General features: G+C 56.5%; 16 protein-coding genes. 4 read left to right on the forward strand and 12 right to left on the reverse strand.

Going from position 1 to position 22,621, the window contains the following annotated elements; translation table 11 throughout:
- Nucleotides 1-15: 15 nt before the first annotated feature.
- Complete coding sequence (locus BLU15_RS25010) at nt 16-1,041, reverse strand: LLM class oxidoreductase (protein ID WP_090299023.1); 1,026 nt, start codon at nt 1,039-1,041, stop codon at nt 16-18.
- Nucleotides 1,042-1,105: 64 nt separating this feature from the next.
- Nucleotides 1,106-2,287 carry an MFS transporter gene (locus BLU15_RS25015; protein ID WP_090299027.1) on the reverse strand — a complete coding sequence of 394 codons (1,182 nt, stop codon included), beginning with the start codon at nt 2,285-2,287 and terminating at the stop codon, nt 1,106-1,108.
- A 158-nt stretch (nt 2,288-2,445) separates the two neighbouring features.
- Between BLU15_RS25015 and BLU15_RS25020 the strand changes: the two genes are divergently transcribed.
- Nucleotides 2,446-3,369, forward strand: coding sequence for a LysR family transcriptional regulator (locus tag BLU15_RS25020; protein ID WP_090299030.1), 924 nt, complete (start codon nt 2,446-2,448; stop codon nt 3,367-3,369).
- 286 nt (nt 3,370-3,655) lie between these two features.
- Here BLU15_RS25020 and BLU15_RS25025 read toward each other — a convergent pair whose 3' ends face one another.
- Both BLU15_RS25025 and BLU15_RS25030 read right to left on the reverse strand, forming a co-directional pair.
- On the reverse strand, nt 3,656-4,708 hold the full coding sequence (locus BLU15_RS25025; RefSeq protein ID WP_090299033.1) for an L-dopachrome tautomerase-related protein: 1,053 nt from the start codon (nt 4,706-4,708) through the stop codon (nt 3,656-3,658).
- Nucleotides 4,705-5,145 (reverse strand): cupin domain-containing protein, encoded by a 441-nt coding sequence (locus BLU15_RS25030; protein ID WP_090299036.1) that lies wholly within the window; start codon nt 5,143-5,145, stop codon nt 4,705-4,707. Before BLU15_RS25030 ends, BLU15_RS25025 begins: the two co-directional genes overlap by 4 nt.
- 259 nt (nt 5,146-5,404) lie before the next feature.
- Between BLU15_RS25030 and BLU15_RS25035 the strand changes: the two genes are divergently transcribed.
- Both BLU15_RS25035 and BLU15_RS25040 read left to right on the forward strand, forming a co-directional pair.
- Nucleotides 5,405-6,529 (forward strand): zinc-dependent alcohol dehydrogenase family protein, encoded by a 1,125-nt coding sequence (locus BLU15_RS25035; protein WP_090299039.1) that lies wholly within the window; start codon nt 5,405-5,407, stop codon nt 6,527-6,529.
- A gap of 44 nt (nt 6,530-6,573) precedes the next feature.
- Complete coding sequence (locus BLU15_RS25040) at nt 6,574-7,833, forward strand: SAM-dependent methyltransferase (protein ID WP_090299041.1); 1,260 nt, start codon at nt 6,574-6,576, stop codon at nt 7,831-7,833.
- 215 nt (nt 7,834-8,048) lie between these two features.
- On the opposite strand, the gene BLU15_RS39585 is transcribed toward BLU15_RS25040, so the two are convergent.
- From BLU15_RS39585 to BLU15_RS25065, 5 genes are all read right to left on the reverse strand, one after another.
- Nucleotides 8,049-8,429, reverse strand: coding sequence for a MarR family winged helix-turn-helix transcriptional regulator (locus BLU15_RS39585; RefSeq protein ID WP_176960349.1), 381 nt, complete (start codon nt 8,427-8,429; stop codon nt 8,049-8,051).
- A gap of 628 nt (nt 8,430-9,057) precedes the next feature.
- Nucleotides 9,058-9,354, reverse strand: coding sequence for an ArsR/SmtB family transcription factor (locus BLU15_RS25050; protein ID WP_090299047.1), 297 nt, complete (start codon nt 9,352-9,354; stop codon nt 9,058-9,060).
- Between the two features lie 403 nt (nt 9,355-9,757).
- Nucleotides 9,758-10,810 (reverse strand): adenylate/guanylate cyclase domain-containing protein, encoded by a 1,053-nt coding sequence (locus BLU15_RS25055; RefSeq protein ID WP_090299049.1) that lies wholly within the window; start codon nt 10,808-10,810, stop codon nt 9,758-9,760.
- A 576-nt stretch (nt 10,811-11,386) separates the two neighbouring features.
- A complete protein-coding gene (locus BLU15_RS25060) occupies nt 11,387-18,496 on the reverse strand; it encodes a non-ribosomal peptide synthetase/MFS transporter (protein WP_210187462.1) in 7,110 nt (2,369 codons plus the stop codon).
- Between the two features lie 151 nt (nt 18,497-18,647).
- Entirely contained in the window at nt 18,648-19,673 is a 1,026-nt protein-coding gene (locus BLU15_RS25065) for an amidinotransferase (protein ID WP_210187463.1), read from the reverse strand.
- Nucleotides 19,674-20,369: 696 nt separating this feature from the next.
- Between BLU15_RS25065 and BLU15_RS25070 the strand changes: the two genes are divergently transcribed.
- Entirely contained in the window at nt 20,370-20,573 is a 204-nt protein-coding gene (locus tag BLU15_RS25070) for a hypothetical protein (protein ID WP_143034254.1), read from the forward strand.
- A 37-nt stretch (nt 20,574-20,610) separates the two neighbouring features.
- Here the strand turns inward: BLU15_RS25070 and BLU15_RS25075 are convergent, their stop codons facing one another.
- The 3 genes from BLU15_RS25075 to BLU15_RS25085 form a co-directional block, all read right to left on the reverse strand.
- A complete protein-coding gene (locus BLU15_RS25075) occupies nt 20,611-21,225 on the reverse strand; it encodes a hypothetical protein (protein WP_090299058.1) in 615 nt (204 codons plus the stop codon).
- Nucleotides 21,226-21,470: 245 nt separating this feature from the next.
- Entirely contained in the window at nt 21,471-21,869 is a 399-nt protein-coding gene (locus tag BLU15_RS25080) for a transposase (protein WP_090299061.1), read from the reverse strand.
- 447 nt (nt 21,870-22,316) lie between these two features.
- Nucleotides 22,317-22,621 (reverse strand): IS66 family transposase (locus BLU15_RS25085; RefSeq protein ID WP_143034255.1); only part of this gene is annotated, 305 nt, incomplete at its 5' end.

Raw genomic sequence — 22,621 nt, forward strand, 5'->3', positions numbered from 1 at the left:
TGGTTTTCTCCTTGATTATTTTAAAGCAGCCTTAGCCGCGGGGAAGCTGGCCTTGAGGGCGGGAAGTACATCGCGCGCCAACTCGTCGATCACCTCTGTGAGAGGCCGGCGTGCCGGACGCAGCAAGAGAGCCAGATGGTTGACGCCGGTATCCTCGAGCGCATGCAGGTGATCAATGAACCGCCTGCGGCCGATGCGGGCACCAAAGCGTCGTGGGGTAGCTTGCTCGTCCGGATTATCGGCAAGATCGAGATGGAAGGCGCTGATGAAGGCACCCGCAGACAGGCCGAGAGCCTTTCTCGCGACAAACCAGTCACGGGACTGCATAGCCATGCGTTCGATTCCGCCAGGATAAACGAACCGGCCTTGCATGTTTGCGGCGATCCACTCCGGCGTTTGACGGCCCTGGCCGGCAATGATCATAGGGATTTGTGTTTGCACGGGTTTGGGGAGTAGATCGAGGCTCGGCTCGATGCGCCCATCCCCGAGTGGCAATCCGTCCGCTTTCCAGGCATCCCTAATATAGGAAACGGCGTCCCGAAACGCTTCACCACGTTGCTCGAAGTCTAAACCGAGCAGTGGGTATTCCACTGGTCTATCGCCGGACGCGACACCAAGGATTAGCCGGCCGCCGGACAATTTGTCGACCGAGGCGGCGGCCTTGGCAACCATCATCGGGTGACGCAGTGGCAAGACGATTGCCGCAGTGCCAAGCGCGACATTTTCAGTAATGCCGGCAAGAAAACCGAGATTGACGAAAGGATCATAGACGGACCCGGCATCGCCGAAATTATGGGGATCGAAGACCGGGACATCGCGCGTCCAGACAGCGGCAAAACCTGAGCGGTCGACTTGACGAACAAGATCGGGGTAGTTGGTGAGGTCAGGAACGCCGAAGGGACGGCCCTCTGCCAATCTCTTTTCTTCGCGCTCGGCGGACCAGTCATTGTCGAGTGGCAATTCGATGCCAAGCGTCAGGCCACCCTCCGGTCTGCAGATGAGTTCAAGTGCGCCGGTTTTGCATGTAGTTGCCAGGGACATGGAGGTTCTCCGCAGTAAGGACTGGTGGCTAGGTCCGGCGCATTGCACGCCGGACCTACCGAAACTAGGCCGCTTTGAGCGTTGAGACTGCGCGGCGGTCGAGCGCGCCGCTCAGAAGCGTCAGGAGCAACGCGCCCACCACGAGAACGGAGCCGACCATCGGCGTCATGCCGAGGCCCAGCGACGAGGCGACGATGACGCCACCGAGCCAGGCGCCGATTGCAATGCCGAGGTTGAAGGCGGCAATGTTGAGCGCCGAGGCGACGTCGACGGCCCCAGGGCGATGCTGCTTGGCAAGCTGCACGACATAGAGCTGCAGGCCAGGCACGGTCGCGAAAGACAGGAAGCCGAGGCTCGCCAGCGTCACCAGCGTCAGGGCTTGCGAGGTGGCCGTGAATGTGAAGAGCACCAGGACCACGGCTTGAGCAACGAACAGGCCGGCCAACGCCTTCACCGGATCGCGGTTGGCGATCTTGCCGCCGGCAATGTTGCCGATCGCGATCGCGACGCCGTAGAGCACCAGGATCAGGCTGACGGCGCCTTCGGAAAAGCCGGTGATTTCCTGCAGGATCGGCGCCAGGAAGGTGAAGGTGACGAAGGTGCCGCCATAGCCAAGCGCAGTCATCGCAAAGACGATCAGCAGCCGGCCCGAGCCGAGAACGCGCACCTGGTCGATCAGCCGTGCCGGCGGCGCCTTGGTCAACGTGTTCGGCAGCAGTGCTGCAATGGCCGCAAGAGCGATGACGCCAAGCCCCGTCACCGCCCAGAAAGTGGCGCGCCAGCCAAACGTCTGTCCGATCCAGGTGCCGAGCGGCACGCCGGTGACAATTGCGACCGTCAAGCCCATGAACATCATGGCGATGGCCGAGGCGCGGCGATCTTCGGGCACGAGATCGGCGGCAATGGTCGCGCCTACTGAGAAGAACACTCCGTGGGCGAAGGCCGAGATGACGCGGGCGACGAGCAGAGGCTCGTAGCTCGGTGACAGCGCCGCTGCGGCATTGCCGATGATGAAAAGCGCCATCAGGCCGACGAGCAAGGGTTTGCGCTCGATCCGGCCGGTCAGCGCGGTCAGGATCGGCGCGCCGAAGGTGACGCCGAGCGCGTAGACGCTGACGATGAGGCCGGCAAGCGGCAGGGTGATGTTGAGATCGTCGGCAACCGTCGGCAGCAGGCCGACGATGACAAATTCGGTGGTTCCGATCGCATAGGCCGCGATCGTCAATGCAAAGAGCGCAATAGGCATATTAGTTCCTTCCCCTCACCGTGCGAGCGGGGGTTGCTGAGACAGCGGTGCTGTCGGTTGAGCGATTGCTGTGCTGCAATATGGTGGAGAAGGGCTTGAGTGATAATCCAGAGCAGTGGATAAATACCTATGAATGACATTCATAGGTTTCGAAATTCATGGATAATCGCACAGGCGAAATGGAAGTCTTTGTCGCAGCTGCCGATCTGAAAAGCTTTTCCGCCGCGGGCCGTCGGTTGAAGCTTTCACCATCCGCGGTCAGCAAGCTGGTCACACGGATCGAGGATCGGTTGGGCACGCGGCTGCTGGTGCGTTCCACCCGGACGATAACGCTAACACCTGAAGGAGAAGTCTATCTCGATCGAGCGCGGCGCATATTGGCTGAGATAACCGAAACGGAACAGATTGTATCAGGCGGAGGCAGGATGCTGCCCAGAGGACTGCTTCGCGTAAACGCGTCTGTTGGATTTGGCGAGCGCTACCTCCTCCCGTTGATACCGTCGTTTCTCGAAATCTATCCCGACGTTCAGCTCGACGTCTCGTTGACCGATGGCATTATTGGCCTGATCGAGGAACGAACAGACATAGCTATCCGTTCCGGGGCGTTGGACGACTCGTCCCTGAAAGCGCGAAAGCTCCTGGAGAGCCGGCGGGTCGTCGTTGCTTCTCCAGCATATCTCAATTCCAAGGGTGTACCGAAAACGCCTCAGGATCTTGTCAACCACAATTGTTTCAGTTTCAATTTCCGCCGCAACCTGAACGAATGGCCCTTCCGCGATCCCGGATCGGCGGAGATCCACCGGCTACCCATCTCGGGCAATACCGCAGTCAACAGCGGTATGATTATCCGCAGGCTGTGCCTTGCCGGTACGGGCTTGGGGCGTGTCGGCCAGTTCCACGTTCAGCCGGATATAGATGCAGGCAGATTGGTTCCGGTGCTGGAGGAGTACAATCCAGGCGACATCGAAACCATACATGCCGTCTTTGCCGGACATGAGCATCTTGCAGCTCGCATCCGTGCGTTCATTGATTTCCTAGTACAGCATGTCGCAAAGAATGAAGTATTGGAACCAATTTCCTAAGACTAGGACAGGCAGCTGGATGCGTTTCCTTAACTGCTCGACGAATATCGGGGAGCCCCGACGCACAGCAGACCGCCGATGCAAATAACGTTTCGTCCACCGGGGTAGACTTTGTGATCATGGATCATCAAACGTAAGCGCGTCGGCGTTTCTCGACTCTGGCCTTTAAAGCAGCTGACTGAGCAAATGCCCAATCAGCCGCGCATCAACATCCGCGGGCGCGTGTTAACGCTAAGCTCTTAAGATGCACCCACGAAATGGGCCTTCACTGCACTGGCACTCCCCTCTATGACGGGGTCATCGGCGCGTCCACGCGCAAGCGCAGCAAATAGTAAGGAGGCCGGCTCTGGTCGCTGCCCTTGTTCAGCAGTGGATGGCGATGCAACTGGTTGCTGCTGATGTAGAGCCAGCGCCCCTCTACATCCAACTCCACGCCGTCCGGCCATCCAAGAAGCTCCTTGTCTTCGACAAGAACCCGGTAGCCGGGAGGTGAAGCAATTCCGATGGCACTTTTGGTGATATCGGTAATGTAGACATTCCCGTTCGCATCTACATCAAAGCCGTCACAGGGCGGCTTCTCGCACCAAAACTTAACGCCATCTGTCAACGTTTTGAGATCGGCGGCGGCGTCCGATAGAGCATCGGCATCGATCCTGTAGACCGATTTTCCCGACAACGCACCGAAATAGACCCATCGCCCGAGCGGATCGATAGCGATTGGGTTCAGACCGTAGCGGTAGGGGACTGTGCGCCCGTCTTGCGTGACCATCTCAACTGGGTTGCCTTCAATCACTAACGGCGCGTCATCGGGCTGTAGCGATGGGTGGTTTTCAAGCACTCGACGGGAAAGGCCTGTCTCAAGATCAACGACGATAATCGCAGGAAAATCGCTCGCTCCATCGGCGTTGAGTGTCATATCGGCGATGTATATTCGCTTGCGGTCGCCATCTATGACGAAATCCTGGGCAAACGAACTCGGTCGCAAGACACTCTGCGGAATGACAATGATGCGATGAACGCGATCTTCCCGGTCGTTCCAGCCAACCAGTTTGGGCTGGTTGGCCGCATCGCCCATGTCGAGCATCCACACGATATCGTCCTTGTCCGTGCGAATGCCGATGACACCACTCATCCCCTTCCCGTCCTGGCGCGGCTTGCCCGCCCAGATCTCGTTGGGATAGGGGCGATGTTTTCCGTCTGACCCGATTGCACGCACCGCGAATTTTGGCGCCCCAACCGCAGACACCGAGATGAGGGTCCGCCCATCCCTCATCACGGTCGGGTTTCCGGGCCGCTCCTCCGCGAACGTGGCGATAATTTCCAGTTCAGCCGTTCTCATGCTTTCGCCTTTATGAAGCTTGTAGGAGTGCCCTGCGTCGGATCCACGAAAATAATGTCCGCAGGGTCCCGGCGCGGCGTATCGATGGAGACCATGAACAACGGGTGCTCGAGGATTTCAGGCATGCCGTGGACGGTGCCCTTCTTGAAGAACAGCATTTCCCCCGGGCCCACCTCGAACGGTTCACGATCGCCCATGAAGAAACGGCCACGACCGGAAAGAATGATCAGATATTCGTCGCAAGTGGCGTGATAATGAGCTGGTGTTGTTTGATAAACACGAAACACGCGTGCGCTGGCCTCATCCTCATCCGTGAGACGAGTGTCCAGAAGCAGGGTCTCCGCTGTTTCGGGAAAGCTCTTGGCAATTTCGTCCAGATTGAAGGCAGCGTGCGGCGCCGCATCAACAAGTTTCGTCCGATTTTTTCCGGTTACCATTTCGAATGCTCCTTCGGTTGCAGTGGGATGCAACGAAGATAAGCTGTTGGTTGAGATCTACTACCGACACTCAGTGCAAAAGACTTGAGAATCAAAGGAACAGATACTGAAAACACTCGGTGAACCGTTGATCCTCCCGTCGGGGCGGGTACGTAAAACTCATGAATTCAATTCAAAACAGTTGAGTCTAGGCGGCGTATTATCGCTGCAAATCCAGTTGTGTATGCCTCAGGCAGTCAGATCGCTTGGAGGCTTAAAGATGCAAGTAAGAGCTGCAGTGCTGCAGGAAATGAATGTGTCGCGCCCTTACGCCGAGAACAAACCGCTTGCAATTACGGATATTGAGCTGGCACCGCCCGGCCCCGGTGAAGTTCTTGTCCGCATCCGCGCAGCCGGCCTTTGCCACTCCGATCTTTCGGTTATCAACGGCGACAGGCCCCGTCCTATGCCGATGGCTTTGGGGCATGAGGCCGCCGGCATTGTAGAGGCGCTGGGAGAAGGTGTCGTAGACCTTCAGCAAGGCGACCATGTAGTAATGGTCTTTATGCCGAGTTGCGGTCATTGTCTGCCATGCGCGGAAGGCAGGCCTGCGCTATGCGAACCAGGGGCCGCATCGAACGCCGCGGGCACGCTTGTCAGTGGCTCCATCAGATTAAAATACCGCGGCCAATCCGTGCACCACCATCTCGGTGTATCTGCATTCGCGGAATACGCTGTGGTATCTCGGAATTCCCTGGTCAAGATTGATCGTGACCTGCCGTTTGTGGAAGCGGCGCTGTTCGGGTGCGCCGTACTTACAGGCGTCGGCGCGGTCGTTAATACGGCTAAGGTCACGGCAGGCTCAACAACAGTTGTCATCGGCCTTGGCGGCGTCGGTCTTGCCGCTGTCCTTGGAGCCCGGGCAGCTGGCGCTAGCAAAATCATTGCCGTCGACCTTTCGCCGGAAAAGCTATCGCTTGCCAAAGAGCTGGGTGCCACAGCGGTCGTGAATGGGCGCGATGAGGACGCAGTCGAGCAGGTACGCGAGATCACCGCCGGCGGCGCCGACTACGCGTTCGAAATGGCCGGCTCCGTTCGAGCCCTTGAGAACGCCTTCAAGATGACCAAGCGTGGGGGGATCACAGTCACGGCGGGTCTACCACCGCCCGGTGCAGCCTTGCCAGTCAACGTCGTCCAACTTGTTGGCGAGGAGAGGACGTTGAAAGGCAGCTACATCGGCACATGCGTTCCCGTCCGCGACATTCCCCGTTTCATCGCCCTTTACCGTGACGGGCGGCTACCGGTGAACCGTCTCCTGACGGGCCGGCTCAAGTTGGAAGAGATCAACGAGGGATTTGACCGCCTCCATGATGGCAGTGCGGTACGTCAGGTCATTGAGTTTTGAAGCGCAGGACCCGGGCGTCACGCCCCTTGAATGGATAAGAGACAATGGAAGTTCTTCTGCACCCGCTGTTGAACCGAATTATCAGAATCGGCCGTCTGGATGTGACCTACGCTTCCGGCAGGAGCCGCAGCTACGGCGAAGGCGCTTGTTCTGTTGCGCTCAGGATCAAGACACGAGGCACAGAGCGCGCTTTGTGCTTCAATCCTGAGCTCGCCGTCGGCGAAGCGTTCATGGATGGCGATCTCGAGATCACGCAGGGCACTGTCTACGATTTCCTGGAGCTTCTATTCAAGAACACGCAAGTCACCGAGCTCGGTGGCGTTCCAGCGATCATGCGCAAGGTTAACTTCTTGCTGCGCCGTTTTCGTCATTTCAACACTCCGAAAAAATCGCGTGACAACGTTGCGCATCATTACGATCTCAACCGGGAGTTCTACCGACTGTTTCTCGATAGCGACAGCCAGTACTCCTGTGCCTATTTCGAAGATGGAGAAACGACACTGGATGAGGCCCAACTCGCCAAGAAAAGGCATCTGACGGCCAAACTCCTTGTTGAGAAGGACAATCGGGTGCTCGATATCGGCTCGGGGTGGGGAGGACTCGGGCTCTACATAAATGCCGTGACCGGCGCCGATGTTACAGGGGTCACGCTTTCAACCGAACAACATGCCGTTTCAAACGCGCGCGCAAACAACACTAATGTTGCTGACCAGGTCCGCTTCCTGTTCAAGGACTATCGCAGCGTCGAAGATCAATTCGACCGCATTGTCTCTGTTGGAATGTTCGAACACGTCGGTGTCGGCCATTACGATGAGTTTTTCGCTAAGACGCGCAGCCTCCTGAAGCCAAACGGCGTGTTCGTCCTCCATTCGATCGGACAGTTCGACGTTCCGTCGGCCACCAATCCCTGGATTGAGAAATATATCTTCCCAGGTGGTTATATCCCAACGCTCTCCGAGGTTTTCCCGGCCCTGGAGCGGCAAGGATTTGTGGTGTGTGATGTCGAAATCCTTCGGCTGCATTACGCCGAAACTTTAAAAGCGTGGCGCGAGCGCTTCATGGCACGGCGCGATGACGCGGTTCAACTCTACGATGAACGTTTTATGCGAATGTGGGAGTTCTATCTCGCCTGTTGCGAGACCGCCTTTCGCTACCAGGGGCTCATGGTATTTCAACTGCAGCTATCGCTTGATCAAACGGCGGTTCCGCTGACCCGGAGATATCTCGACGAGGCAGAAACGGAACTTAAGCGGTTGGAGTCTCCTAAGTCGACAGTGCCGTTCGGCCTGAACCGGAGAGCCTGACCTGTCGGTCTTCGGAGAGGACCTTCCGATGGCCCAGTGCGCCTGGCGGTTTCTTGGAACGGAGGAAAGAATGCTCCGAGTTCATCCACTGCGTGCAGTAGCGGCCAGAATGATTTTTCCCACCTGCGTACCGGTCGCGACGTGGGCTTCGGGTACGAGCGTCGCGGCGTTTTCGGCTATAAGACACTTAATGTCACCGGGGAGAATCCCACCTTCTAACGATTGGAGGGGGCAGGAAGTATCAGGTCCGCGTCCGCGAGATTGACGTTGATGCGCACCAGCGCCCGAAGCACCAATTCTACCTCGTCTTCAGCAATCCCCCGAAGCGCACGCTCGTTGCCTCGCAACATCTCGTCGAATACAAGCGGCAGCTTGGAGCGGGACTTTTCTGTAAGGCTATACAAATTCGCTCGACCATCGAACGGATCGGACCCTTTGTAGACAAGTCCTTCCTTTTCCATACGATCGAGCAATCTTGCAATGGCAGGCTGTTCCACGGCAGCGCGAGCAACCAGACCCTTTTGGGAAAGCGCCTGGGATTCGGCAAGAGCAAGCAGGATTGGCAACTGGCTAGAGGAAAGCCCGATCGGTTTCAATCGCCGATCCATGTCTCTCGCATATAGACGGGCAGTCCAATTGACTTGGTGTCCTATGGATCGAGATCGTTGAGAGCACATCTGGTTTTCCTCCTTGATTGGCGATCGTTTTTTCCACCTATGTAACGCCATGCTCCAAATTGGCAAAAACAATCTCCCCAGATCGCCAGGTATCCGAGATAGCCAGAAGCAAAAGCACTGGCGGTGCGGAATGACGTCGTGCGCTGAGACTAACCGGTACGCGATCAGGCTAAAATGAAACACACCAGCGTGTTTGGCGGACAATTCTCCTCGCTATGTAATGGCTTACGGAACAGGCAGTTGGGTGATTGGGCAGACGCTTACTCCGATTGAGGAGAGCGAAACATGGAAGCGCCCTGACATAAGTCGGGCTATTCGTGATGGTGGATGCACAGGTCGTGACCAAGTCGTTGCAAAAAAAAGGCCCCTTACTTACGGATAGGCGAAGGGGCCATCGTCTAAGCATTCGAATTTCCAGAGTTGGGATGTTGCTTTTTTACGAGCATAAATGCATGAGGGCGCGTTTCGAACCCTATCGAAGCCCGCAGCCACAACGACGAGCTGGAGAACGTAAAGAGCTGTAGCGGGGCTTTTGATCGTTTCTCCGCTACCCCGCCAATGCTAGCTTGACCACTTTCAGGAGTTCGACTGTTTCTGGCGATGCGATAGCAAATGTCATGCTGCTGGTGCTTGAATTGATCGATATTAGCCCGAGATCCTCTAGCCGATACAGGTGCCTGAAAACTGTAGGTTGGCTAATTCCAATCGCTGCGGCAAGTTTACTCGCCGACAACTGCCGTTCGACCAGAATGCTCAGCAGCAACAGTCGTTTCGGATGGGCGATCACCTGCAGGAGACGGGCCGCCTCTGAAGCGTTATCCTCGTTCCAAAAGCAAATAGTCATTTCAATATCGCCTCGCGCACATCCACCCTTAGCCCGACCCGCTTTAATCCATGCCTAGAAATGTTCAAGAGCAGCTGTAGCAGGAACTTGCCTGTTCAGAAGCGCCTCCACGGTCGCTGACGCACAATCAGAGCAGATCGCGGGCCGGCCTAATTCTTCTCCCAGTGCTTACCCGGTACCAGCAACATATATGGGTTTCTCAGCGCTAAGCAGATGTTCTGCACCGCAATCGTCTCCCTGCAATATGCTGAAGCACCAGATCGCGCCGCAGGTTCGAGAAAGGGGTTTAAGACCGGCTTGCCTTGAGGGATGCATATCCAATGCCGTCCCAATTCACCCTGCCCCGTTCGGCTCAGCAAAAAACAGCGTCGCTGCGGAATTGGTGGGGAGCTGCCGCGAGTGTTCATCCGGGGTTTGAAGCGTGATCAAGCGGAGGGCATCGAGAATTCAATATGTGCAGCTCAAGGACCTCTAGGGGCTTAGACCGTCCCTTGATTTCGACGCGCCCTACATCAGTTGCCGCAATATGTTCCACTGGCGGCAGCTGGCGAAGCAAACAACGCGAAATAAGCATCCGCGCGTCTCGTTGCTTGCAGATCTGTTCCATGCGTGAGACCGTATTTATAGCGTCACCAAAGAATGTGATCTTTGTATTGTACCTGCCTATTTCTCCTACGGTCACGCGGCCAGAATGAAGAACGAGTCGCAATCCCGGCTGCGCGCCGAAGCGCTCGGTCCATGTATCACTCAGAGAGTTAACCGCATCAAGAATTTCTACGAGACACCTTAAGCACGCGCCGTCTCGAATGCCCGGCTGCAAATGCCATGTTATAAGAACGGCGTCACCTATGTAGTCGTGGATTGCGCCGCGATAACGCTGAACAGGTTCGGCTATAGCGGCAAAAATATCCCTAAGGTAGAGCATCGTCTGCAGGCCGCCATGTTGGTCGGAAAATCGAGTCGAGCCGATTAAATCAACGACCAGGAATATCCGGTCTTCCTCCACAGGCAGGCGGTAGGTACCGAGCATCAGCGAGGTGAAATTCTCATGTCCAACCAGATCACGTATCCGGATGATAAAGACAAGGACCGCAGAAAGACAAAGCGAGGCGAAGGCACCGTGCAGGGGGAGGATCGATGCGTCGCTCCATGTAGATGGGCCAACCGAAACAAGCCAAAGAATAGTCCCCACCCCAGCGCAGCTGACAAAGAAGACGGCATTGTAAACAACGACCTTGGATATGAAGAGTGCCGGCGTAGAAAGCGCGTTCAGTCGATCACGTATTGTCTGAGTGGAGCGGCCGCGCTCAAGAAACGCTATCGGGCTGGCCATTGCCAGGAAGTAAACAGGTCCAATCCAGGATAACCTTTGAAACGCCAACGTATAGAGCAATCCGCCCGCAACGACCGCTATCCCGATGAAAGACCAGAAGAGTAGATTATCCCTACTGAGCATCAGGTATTGCCGGCTGCGCCAACCTGTGTTCGATACCGATCAAAACCGCGTCGAACCCCGCTTGGATAATGTCCTCGCCTATCGTGGGGTGCATCGTCGCCTACGCGTTCGATTGTTGGAAATCGCCCCGTTGAAATCTTCTTGAGAAGATAGGGATGCGTTTTGTCGCACCACTCGTCGGCAACTTCCCGCAAAGGAAACCGCATCCAACCCGCCGTCTGCGAACCTGATTGCGCAATCGAGATTCATTTTTCGAGAGAGTGGAACCGGAGCGGGTTTTGCGACGGGCTCGAGTCGGTCCCATAGGTCTAGCGGGGGATGCATCTTTTTGCATCAGGTCATTCCTAACCGATGACCTTATGGTTTTCAATACAATAAATAGAACGATACACCGTATCGAAGAAGCAAGCTGCATCACAGTAGGGCGCATCCAGGAGTCGGTTGCGTGCGTTGGCACGACAGTGGCTTTCGGATCGTGTTAAGGAACGATACCTTTTGTCTGCTGACTCAAGTTGGTTAACGCCAACGTGGTTGCCCAAACTGACCCGCTGTCGGTCTCTTACTTCCAAGGCATCATTAGGATTTGTCGACAAAGGCTGCATCGGCCCGCTTCTGGATCGTGTCACGATCCTCAATCTCAGCGTCAGGCACTGCGTCAGGCAAAGTAGCTTCAATCGCCATAAAGACGGAATTAAACGCACCTATCAATGACCAGGCCATCAGAAGCAGCCCGGATATAGTAACGACGAATGCGAGACCTCGAGCGGGACCGGTTCCAAACCAGTCACCTATTGCCTGCGCAAGCGGTGTGCCGTCGAGCAGTGCAGCGCGAAAAAGAAGGTCGGCTAGGGGGCCCATAATGAGATAGCCGAGCGGCATCGTGAGGGTCATGGCGGCAATGAAGATCGAAAGGACACGCCCCTGCAATTCGAGCCCGACTTTGATTTGGACCAGCGAAATCCAGTGCCCGTTTATAAGCGCTTCGCTTGCACCCATAGCGAACATGGCTGCAGCGAGGGCCAGAGGGTCTTGGGCGTAGCCGAACATCACAAGGGCAACCGCATTGATCATCATGAAGAAAACTATGCCTTCGGTCCGCCGCCTAGTGCCACCCCAAATGGACTGCGCCACGGCGCCACAGACGGTTCCTGCACCTCCGGCAGCCAAAACCGCCGCCAAAGTAGACGCACCATGTTCGATGAGAACTATCGGCACAATAAGCGAGAACCCTGTCATATAAATAAGATGGTCGATGACGAAGAACTTCAGGGCCGACAGCAATCCGGGGCGAAGGGCGACATATCGCCAGCCATTGCGTAGCTGGGACCGCATAGTCTCTTCACGCCGTCTAAAGAGCCTATTGGGAATTCTCACGACAACGAGAGTGATAAGGGCGATCGCAAAAGTCGACAAATCGGCCAAAAGGACCTGGCTCAAATTCAATGCCCCAATCAGGCCCCCCGCAAGGAGCGGCCCAGCCAGGACGCCGGCTCCTCCACCAATCTGTGTGATCCCATTCGCAGCCCCCAAGAAGGCCTTCGGGACGAGCTGGGCAATTGCCGCAAGATAGGCCGGCCGCTGGAAGGCATTTGCGACTGAAGAGACCGCACAGAATGCGTATACATGCCAAATGTGCAGGCCGCTCGTCAACGTGATGCCAATGAGGCCAAGCGTTGCCAACCCCGAAGCCATATCGGAAAGCAGCAGGATAAGTCTGCGATCATAGCGGTCGGCAACGGCACCTGCCAAAGGACCGATAAGAATACCCGGCAACAACGAAATCGCGCTTAAGAAGGCGTAGTCTGTAACGCGGCCCGTCGACTGGAATACCCAAATGCTCAAGAAGAGTTGCGTGAGGGACGTGCCGATCAGTGAAACGAATTGGCCGAATGCTACAATCCAGAAATCCCGCATGGGTGCCAGAGGCTTCGCCATCTTCTGGACCACACCGAAGTGTGAGCTCACAACGGAGTCTGCCCGGTCGTGACGCGAAGGCTGCCATTCGTCGATGATCTGTCCCAGTTGATCGGCCTGATGGGTAAGGAAACTGTGACCAGCCTTGGGTATGACCCTGAGGCTAACATCATCGGCATAATGCCGCCATTCTTCGTATCGCTCCGTGTAAAGCTCGGTGACGCGATCTCGCTCGCCAACGACCGAAAGGACGGGTGCCCGCAAGCGCTGAATATCTGACGTCAATGTTCGCGCAAAGTATTCTTCAAGCGCGCGTGCATCATGGCGTACAGCACGCATGACAAAAGCCTGTTCCTCCCCGTTTGCGTGTTCGTCGAGCCCACCACCAAGGGCCCGTATCTCTTCAAGTATCGCTCTATCGGAAACCAGCCTGTCGATCGGCAATTTCCGGTAAAGCCAGTCAAACAAGCGTCCGGGCATGCGGGACATCGGGAACATTGCTCCGATTACGGCACCCTCGATTTTTATCCCCAATTCTTCCGCTCGTCGTGCCAACTCAATCGTCAGAGCACCCCCATGGCAATGGCCATAGAGAAATATCGTGCCCGAGAGCTGTTGCAGTTCCTGGAGGCATAGTGCAGCAAGCTGATCGAAAGAAATCATGGCTTCGTCTGCGCGGGACCAATCTCGGCCGGGAATCTGCAGAGCCAGCACCTGCCAGTCGGGTCCAAGCGCTTTGGCCATCGGCTGGAACACGGCCGCTTGGGCGCCCGCATAGGGGATACAAACCAGCGTGCGAGTGCTCGACTCATCGGGTTTTTGCAGCTCGTGAAGAAGACGGTTGGCAGGCGAAGCCCCACGTGGCGCGTTCATGATGTCTTCGAGGTGTGCGGCCAGATCAACGAGGCGGGTGTGCCGATAGATATCCAGAAGCGCTAACCTTTGGCCAAACCGAGCTTCGACAGCGCGTGTCAGGCGAAGGGCAGTAAAGGAAGTTCCTCCGAGTTCAAAGAAACAGTCATTCAGGTAGACGCACTCGGTTTCGAGCAAGGTTGCCCAAATGTCTGCAAGGCTCTGCTCAACGGCGCTGGCAGGAAGCAACTGGATTTCGCTCAACCTCAACGAACCGTCGGGGTCGGGAAGCGCGCGACGGTCGAGCTTACCGTTCGGCGTTTTGGGCAACTGTTCAACGACCATCACCTGGGTCGGAATGCTGTGACGCGGGAGGATCCGACTAACGGCATCGCGGATCTCGACAAGTAGCGGCGTTTCATAACCGGGGCGCACAACGATATATGCGACCAAGTGACGTCCGGCGCGTACATCCACCGCAGCTGCCAGAACACAAGGTATTGCGGAACACGCCGCTTCGATTTCGCCGGGTTCTATCCGATGACCATTATATTTCAGTTGCTCGTCCATGCGACCCAGGACCTCAATAAGGCCATCCAGGCGCCGGCACGCCCGGTCGCCAGTCCTGTAAATACGTGCGTCATCATCATCTATGAACGGGTCGCCGCGAAAACGTTCTTCCGTGAGTTTCAGCCTGTTATGGTAGCGCTGCGCAACTCCCATTCCTCCGATCCAGAGTTCCCCAACTCCGCCGGGGGGGACTTCGCGTTGATCGACATCGAGTACATAAAGGTGTGACCCGTCAAATGGCCTTCCGATTGGCACCGGAGCTTCATCTAAAAATCCTTCCACATCGCCTTCGAAGTACGCGCTGTCGACGGTTGCTTCCGTTACACCATATGAATTCACCAGACGCGCGTCGGGAGCAAGTATCCCCCGGGCCCGACGGTATTCGTGCACCCTCCATGCCTCGCCACCGACTGCCAGCAGTCGTACGCTGCCAAGCACGTTTCCTTCCTTTTCGACGTGCGCCATGAATTCTCGAAGAACCGTGGGAACGAGCTCGACAAACTCTATTTTCTCCACCTCCATCAGCGCGAAGAGCGCCTTGGGATCAAGTTGGACCTCACGCGGACATATGACCAAGTGTCCGCCCGTTCCCAGTGCGCGAGTGGTTTCCCCTATGAATACGTCGAACGATGAACTGGCGACTTGGAGGTGCCGTTGACGTGGTTCCAGCCGGTAGGCCTCGGCCCACGCGTACAATTGGTGGGCCAGGCTCGATTGCGATACAACGACGCCCTTCGGCTGCCCGGTCGTGCCCGACGTATAAATCAGATAAGCGCTATCCTCGAGATTTGTACTGATTTCGGATGGAACGTCACCGGATGCTCCTATTGCGCCCACGTCGATGAGGGCGACATCACCAAGCTCTTCAGTGTTTTGTCGCCCGCAGACGATGACGGCCACAGGGCCGGCATCATCGATCAACAAGCGTCTGCGCTCTAGCGGATATTCCGGATCGATGGGGAGGAAGACCCCGCCGACCTTCCAAACTGCAAGGAGCGCGGCGAACAACAACGGGGTGCGAGCCATGTGCAGGGCCAGAACCTGACCAGATGATACGCCTCGCTCAACGAGGACATTCGCAATCGCATTCGCCTTGGCGTTCAGAGCTTCATAGCTTATCGTTTCCCGTCCAAGGGTCACGGCCAGGTCGTTGGGAAATTCTCGCGCATGGGACTCCATGCGGGACAATACCGTCTGGATTGAAGCTGCGCGCCCGATCGCTTGCGACGCCGGCGTCCTGCAAGACCCTGACGTAATTGCTGCTTCAATCGTATCTATACGACTGCCGACGTGTTCAACAGCTGTCGACATAAGATCAATCATCGACGTCAGCAGCGCCTGAGCCGTCGCTTCCTCGTAGAGTTCGGAAGCGTATTCCAGGTACAGATTTGCACCTGTAGCCAGAATATCGAGGCTGAAGGTGAGGTCGAGGCGACTGTATCCCGCAAAGCCTGTTTCGACGTGATCGATACGCAAAGCGCCGCATTGGGCCGCAGCAACCGGCGTATTCTGAAGGATAAGCATCACTTGCGACAATGGGCCCCGATCGGGCCGTGATAGAATGCCGGCTCGTTTCATTGCCTGCGATATCGTGACAGCTTTGTTGTCTATGGCGCTCAAGACGGTCTCACGTACGTGAACGAACGCGCCCTGCCACGTCAAGTTCGGGTGCAGCGACAATCGGATGGGAAGAACCGTTACAAGCGCTCCGATTGTCGTCTCGCTGTAAGCGTCGTCCCGGTTCGCGACGGGCGTCAATATCGTGACATCACGCGTTCCGGTCGATCGTGACAGGACGACGTACAGGCAGGCGAGAACTATCGCGTATGTCGTTGTGCCGGCCGTTCGGGCAACGTCTTCAATCTTGCAGAACAAGGACTCTGGGATGATCGACTTCAATCGTGCGCCATTGAACGATCTGGTCTTTGGTCGGGCATGGTCGAGCGGAAATTCGACCTGCGTGCGGGCGCCCGCCAGTGTTTCAATCCAAAAGCTTTGAACCGCAGCGTTGTCGGCTTGCTTTGCACGAGCAGCTACGTCCAGGAGATGGTCTTTGAACGGGCGTGGCGCCGGCAGCGTTTGATCGCCGAGAATATCTGCCAACTCGCGAGCGAGGAGATATGTCGACCACCCGTCGAAGGCGATGTGATGTACCGCAACGATCAATTCCGAGTAATGATCCGCAAGATGTACGTAAGTTGCGGCGAGCAATGGGCCGGCTTCGATCTCGAAGACCGTCTGTGCCCGGCTGTCTATCAGGCGGCCCAAGCAAGCGCCCTGTTCGTCCGGACGGGCGTCTCGAAGATCAGCGACCTTGTATTCGAATTGCGGTGCTTCCGGCGCAAACGTCACTTCCGGACCGCCGTCACCGCAACGAAAAACCGCCCTCAGCGCGTCGTGTCTTTGGACAATGATGTTCAGCGCCCTCGAGACTGCCGATGGATCTGTTTCACCAGTGATTTTGAAGCGAGCGCAGATTGTATGCATCGCAGTACCGGGCATCAATTGCTCGGCCAGCCACACATCACGCTGAAACTCCGTCAGCGATACGGGTTCGTCGGCATTTTCGACAATACCGCGGACCTCTGCGCGCGGCTGTTCCGCGATGAAAGCCTCCAGTTCAGAGATCGTAGGGTTGAGGTATACGTCTCCGGGTGAAATCCTCACTCCGAAATCTCGGTGGATGCGGGAAGCAATCCGCATGACCGACAGGGAATGCGCACCCAGTGCAAAGATTGTATCATGGGGAGTGCTCACGTCGCAGCCAAGAACCTCTCGGATGATCCCCGCGAGCGTCACTTCCCCGGTTTCCGGTCTGGCAGGTGCCAATGACTGCGAATACTGTCTTATGAGTTCTGCAGTATCGATCTTGTCACGGTCTGTCCGTGGTAATCGTTCAACCCGCATGAGGCGCGACGGCACCATGTGTGGGGCAAGTCGTCGGCGCAGATGCTCTTCGAGCGATGTGGTCGAAAGGGCAGTGTCGCCAAGCACGAATGCCCAAAGTGCTTGGGCCTGCTCGTTGAGACAAACGACGGCCTCGTTGACGCCGGAATGCTCGACGATTGCTTCTTCAACAGCTGCCAATTCGACACGGTACCCGCGAACTTTGACTTGCCGATCGACGCGACCCAGATATTCCAAGCGCCCATCTGGTCTCAGGCGTACCCTGTCGCCCGTTCGGTAGTAACGATGTCCGTCGGCGCGGGTCACAAACTTCGCGGCGGTAAGCTCGGGCTGGCCAACATAGCCTATCGCTGTCTGAGGCCCCCCCAACAGAAGCTCACCCACTTCTCCGACTTCGACAGCACACTCGATTTCGCTTTCTATGCGGACGAGCATGCCGCCCAAGGGGCGACCAATGGACGGCGTCGGATCGTCAGATTCACCAACGCGTGGGCCTGCGAGTTCGTCGCAAGTTGCAATGACAGTTACCTCGGTTGGTCCATAGGCGTTCAGCAATCTGACGTGGCGTGCCGAGGATAAGGCGCGCCACGCCCGCACTCGCTCGTTACTGATCTTTTCGCCCCCAACACTGACTAGCCGAATGAACGACGGAAGCGTCAAGTCTTCCGCCACCAAGGCGTCGACCAACTCATGCCAATAGGCCGTCGGCAGATGGAGAACCGTCAATTTCAGTTCTTGGCATTCTTCCAAGAATGCCAAAGGCGAGGCGATCATGCCGTCATCGCGGATCACGACCGTTGCTCCGACGCTGAGCGGCGGAAAGATTTCCTCGACACTGGCATCGAATGAAATCGACACGAACTGCAGTACCCGGTCATCACGAGAAAGGTCGTAGAGAGCAGCATCGACCTGACAAAAATGGTCCAGGGCTTGTCTTGGAATCTCGACACCTTTGGGCCGGCCACTGGTGCCGGATGTGTAGATGACATAGGCACCGTTCGACGGTACGGAAAGCGGAAGTTCGAGTTCCAGCCGCTTGGAACTCGAGCCCTGGGCATCCATGAAATCAATGCCTAGATCCAGGAATGGCTGGCTCCACTTGGCTGCCCCCACAACGCGCGTGATGCGGGTATTCAAAACGATCTCGGCCAATCGCTCCGTCGGGTAACCGGGATCCAACGGAACATATTTCGCACCGGCCAGAAATATTGCGAGCATTCCAACAACCGTCGAAATGCCCCGTTTGGCCACCAGCCCCACCGCTTCATCTGGCAAGACCCCGCTGGATCTTAGATTTTGAGCCAGGTCTTGGGCGCGGGCGAAAAGCTCATCGTAGCTTAGATGCTGCTTTCCTTCGATCACCGCGATCGAGGTTGGACGGGCCCTGGCGTGTTCAGCGATAGACGCTATCAGCCGCATGGGGTTTTGATTGACCGCATTCATCATGTTTCCGATCGTCTCTGAATGGAACTGACGAAGACAAGCGCTCGACAGGCCGCCCGATGTCGCGGCCTGTCGAGAAACCTGCTTGATAAGCGGAGGTGCGCCGGTGCGCTCCTCCGTTGCATGCTAGCTTTGGATGCGCTGGAAACGATCAGAAATAGGCTTGGAGGGATCCTTCGCGACGGGTATCCGCCGTGACGCAGTGAAAGCAGCCCCCGAAACGCATGACGTTGCGAAACGGCACGCGAACGACGTCGAACCCCCACTCCTCGAACAGCCTGACGAGGGGCCATTCTTCCGCTTCCACGACGACGGTGTTCGGGTTCAGCATGAAAACGTTCATCGTCAGCCAGGCGCTCGACATGTAGAGAAGGTGGTCATCTGGGATAGTCGGCTCCGGCGCAAATCGGATGTCCCAAGAGGAGAACTGAGGTGGGATGGTGCCCACTCTCTTGCGATTGACGAGAAGCTTTCCGGGAGCCAGCGGCATGAATGTGGCATCGATGTGCATAGGAGAGGAATCGGTTACGTCAACGACATGCACCTTATGCTCGTTACCAACATGTCGGCTCACCCAGTCAATTCCCAGTTCGTTGGTCACATGGCTGCGCTGAGCGAAGATGTCACGTCCACAGCGGATAAAATCGGCCGCATCAAATAGGGGTTCCGCTTCAGCCGTTACATATCTCTTTGTTTCCCACGGCGTTTCCGGATCGTAGTCCGCCCGGTATCCGTCGTCCTTGAGTTGGGGTTTCGGTGCGCTGATCCAACGGGATCCGGATTTGAAATAGTCAACCAAATGCTCCCGATAAGCATCGGCTTCGAAGTAGCGAGACCGCCATGCCATGGGGGACTCAATGATCAAGTCGCCGACGACGAGAAGGACATCGCGGGGCATGGCGCCATAGAGCCCGCCTTTGCTGCTCCAGTTTGGCGTCGAAAAAGGTTGTCTGTAATCAAGGAGCGCAGGACGGCGAACCTTAATACCACGCGATGCGATGATCTCGGCAAAGCTTTCCAGCTCATCGCGGGCCGCACGTACATGGTCGCTTGGAAAGTACTGGCCGGCCTGCTCAACAAAGAAAGCACGGTTTTTCGCGGGCATTGTCGCCTCAACCTCGACGTTCCACGCGGGCACCACTGCATCATCGATCACACCGATGATGACTTCTTCCAATGGGTCCCACTCATTGTACGAGGATGCTGCGGGTGATGTCGTAGGTGCAGTTTCAATTGTGCGACCAGGGCCCCCGCGTTGGTCGGAGCGGGTGCTGATGTATGATATTTCTTGCATTTGGATGCCTACATCTGTTAGCCGTTGTGGGCGTTTTTTCCTCAACTAGTCGGCTATTACTTGCATTACATGTAATTTAAATGACAGCGAAGAAAATTTCGCCGTCGCCTGCAGCGAAAGAAGATAAGGAGCCGGTTTGCCAGATGCCCGCGATACGGCAAAAATTGAAGAGAGTGACATGGGGCGATTTGACATCCAAGTAGCGAGACAGAAGTGTCTGGAACAGTTTTCCGTTCGCGGGCTTCTGACCGCTGCGGCCTGTGGTAACCGCTCAATTGGGCAGACAATCCGCCGGGACGATCCTACAGTTATGTACGAACGTGTGCCGGGGCGACAACATTCGACCATATACCCCAGGGGCGTAAATTCACGGGCAAGCGCCTTGGAGAAGAGGGTGCAGCGCGTGGAGGTGAAGTTCCACTTCAGCATCGTCGCCGAGATGCAAAAAACTCAGAACGTAGGTCGCGCGAGGGCGTTGCGTGGTGGAAGGGGCGACAAATGGGCACGCCGATCTTCACTTCTCCGGCATTATCGGCGCGGAGCCAGCGTGGAGAAATGGTAGCCTTCTGGGAGGCATGCATGCTGCACAAGGCAGCCGTCGGCAATGTCCGCAAACAAGCAGCGGTATCTGTGACCCAGAGGTTCGCCCGCCGGTTCGGCGGGCCTTGCGCAACCATTGCAAAGATCGCAGATCTGAACGGGCGCTCCGGCATAAACCAAGCGCAAAACGGCCCGGTGCACCGCAGTGAAACTCCTTACCACGGCACAGGGGACATGGCTTGACGGACCCGACGCGTCTCACAGGTAAAGTGCCGTTTCGTCATACGCCTTGGAAGCGGCCTAGCATCCTCTTGAGCTCTAGGTTTTGGGCATGAAGGTGTTCGGCCAGCAGTTTCTTGAGCTTTTTGTTTTCTGCATCAAGGGCGGCAATCTCATCCACGATCGTCGGAACGCTGGCTGACTTGGAGTGCAGGCTTGCCTTCTTATCCGCACTCTTCTGCTCAGGTAGGGGCGTGTGGGTTACGGGCCGGGTTGAGCGGCTCTTGCGTGCCCTCCCAGGCGCTTTGTCAACCTGGGGGAAAGGTTCTGCCGCTTGCGTTTGGGCAACAACTTCGCCAACCGGATGATCGGTATTGCTCTCGACCTGCCCTTCAACCGCTCCGCTATCAGCCGTTGTTACCTTCAGCTCTGCTCTTTCGAGATTGCCGGCGCGCTCGCTGACAGAACATGCATCAACCGCCGCAGGCACCAGCGCCTCGTTTTCCTTGGGCACCACATCAGGTTCGATCTGATTGAAGAGATGGGAAGCGTTATCCGCCACTTCGCGCGCCAATGCCTTGAGGTTGGTGTCCCCCCATATTGAGCTCGTGCGCGACTTCGACTGCCGTCTCCCCGATTTGAATTCAACAACGAATGTCCGTTGTGGCGTTTTCATGTAATCTCAACCTTAGATATCCCGTTCGAACTGAACCACGATCAGTGCGGCGCTAGTCGCATCGAATCACAAGTACAGCCTCTACCCGCACGCTTCAACTGGCGGGCACAAAGCGTCCCCATCTTCCATCAGTTTCTCCTAAACCTCACAAGGCAACACTCAACTGATTTCGGTATCAATTGAGCGCCCCCAAGGCAAGACGTCCCTCTTTATATCGCATAGTAACGGGTGAGCCATGGATTTGCTTAATTCAACGCAAGCCGTTTGCGAAGTTCGGCATTTTCCGCGCGCAGTTTCTCCGCTAGGATACCGCGAAGCCTCTGATTTTCCCGCTCGAGCTGAGCAAGATCTGCCAATTCGTGATCTATCGGAATAGGCTTTTCTTCTACGTGCTCAGCGAGCTTGAGTGCCCGCTTCCACAAATAGTAGGTTTGTTCCGATATGCCGGCGTCTTCGACAGCGCCCTTGAGCGTGTTTTTGCCGTCACTTATCTGCGTCTCGATCAGCCTCAGTTTCTCAGTTCTTTCCTGAGGGCTGTGCTTCCTAGCCCGACGTGACACTTGTTTCCTAGACGGAGATGCCTTCACTTCGTTACTCGTCTCGACAACGCCAACAGCCGTTCCTATGCTACTCTCGTCAGCCATAGATAAATCCTTCCTTCATCAATAGCTCTTTTCTGCCGAGTGCGGTGCGGAGTCAACACAAGGTGTCCTGCTTTATACATCGTGGATCTTCACCGCGCGCCCTGGCCTTGCCCCGTTGCTCGAAGCTCCGATCAATGAGCACGAGCGTTGGCGCGCTCGGCACTTTCAATAGAAAAGCCGGTTGCTTTGCATCCCAAATGGGTCGCCGAGCCAACGGCAACGGCGTTTCTGAGCTCACAGGTTTGGGCATTATCATTGAGATTTGCATTTATTGGCGCCCGCCAACGGTTAACCGAATACGCCCCATGGGCGGACTTCTCGGCGCGAGTTGGCGACGATTGTTTTAGGCCGCGAACTCACTCTATTCGTAAGCGCGATTTTCCATGCGCATTGACGGCTTGCTTCACGGCTAAATCGCCCCCGCATGGGGAGCGATATCCGGCTCCACTAGGCCACGGATGTTTTGGAGAAGTTGAACGGTAGCAAGTCGCCGATCTCGGCCGCTTCGTCGCGCTGCGGCAACTCTGCAAGCACGTGGCGCAGCCAAGTGAGTGGGTCGACGCCACAGGCGCGGCACGTCAGCATCAAACTATAGATCACTGCGCTGGCCTTGGCTCCGTCGGCGGTATCGCTGAACAGCCACGATTTTCTTCCGGTGGCAAAGACCCTGATATCCCGCTCCAGAATGTTGTTATCGATCGGCATCCTGCCATCGCTGGTGTAGCGAGTCAGATAATCCCATTGGTTTAGAG

Source organism: Ensifer sp. YR511 (assembly GCF_900103045.1).
Taxonomy (GTDB): domain Bacteria; phylum Pseudomonadota; class Alphaproteobacteria; order Rhizobiales; family Rhizobiaceae; genus Ensifer; species Ensifer adhaerens.

Bases quoted from the DNA above. Each gene is read 5' to 3' on its own strand.
- BLU15_RS25010 (WP_090299023.1), bottom strand. From the start codon at position 1,041: ATGTCCCTGGCAACTACATGCAAAACCGGCGCACTTGAACTCATCTGC.
- BLU15_RS25015 (WP_090299027.1), bottom strand. From the start codon at position 2,287: ATGCCTATTGCGCTCTTTGCATTGACGATCGCGGCCTATGCGATCGGA.
- BLU15_RS25020 (WP_090299030.1), top strand. From the start codon at position 2,446: ATGGATAATCGCACAGGCGAAATGGAAGTCTTTGTCGCAGCTGCCGAT.
- BLU15_RS25025 (WP_090299033.1), bottom strand. From the start codon at position 4,708: ATGAGAACGGCTGAACTGGAAATTATCGCCACGTTCGCGGAGGAGCGG.
- BLU15_RS25030 (WP_090299036.1), bottom strand. From the start codon at position 5,145: ATGGTAACCGGAAAAAATCGGACGAAACTTGTTGATGCGGCGCCGCAC.
- BLU15_RS25035 (WP_090299039.1), top strand. From the start codon at position 5,405: ATGCAAGTAAGAGCTGCAGTGCTGCAGGAAATGAATGTGTCGCGCCCT.
- BLU15_RS25040 (WP_090299041.1), top strand. From the start codon at position 6,574: ATGGAAGTTCTTCTGCACCCGCTGTTGAACCGAATTATCAGAATCGGC.
- BLU15_RS25050 (WP_090299047.1), bottom strand. From the start codon at position 9,354: ATGACTATTTGCTTTTGGAACGAGGATAACGCTTCAGAGGCGGCCCGT.
- BLU15_RS25055 (WP_090299049.1), bottom strand. From the start codon at position 10,810: ATGCTCAGTAGGGATAATCTACTCTTCTGGTCTTTCATCGGGATAGCG.
- BLU15_RS25060 (WP_210187462.1), bottom strand. From the start codon at position 18,496: ATGAATGCGGTCAATCAAAACCCCATGCGGCTGATAGCGTCTATCGCT.
- BLU15_RS25070 (WP_143034254.1), top strand. From the start codon at position 20,370: ATGCTGCACAAGGCAGCCGTCGGCAATGTCCGCAAACAAGCAGCGGTA.
- BLU15_RS25075 (WP_090299058.1), bottom strand. From the start codon at position 21,225: ATGAAAACGCCACAACGGACATTCGTTGTTGAATTCAAATCGGGGAGA.
- BLU15_RS25080 (WP_090299061.1), bottom strand. From the start codon at position 21,869: ATGGCTGACGAGAGTAGCATAGGAACGGCTGTTGGCGTTGTCGAGACG.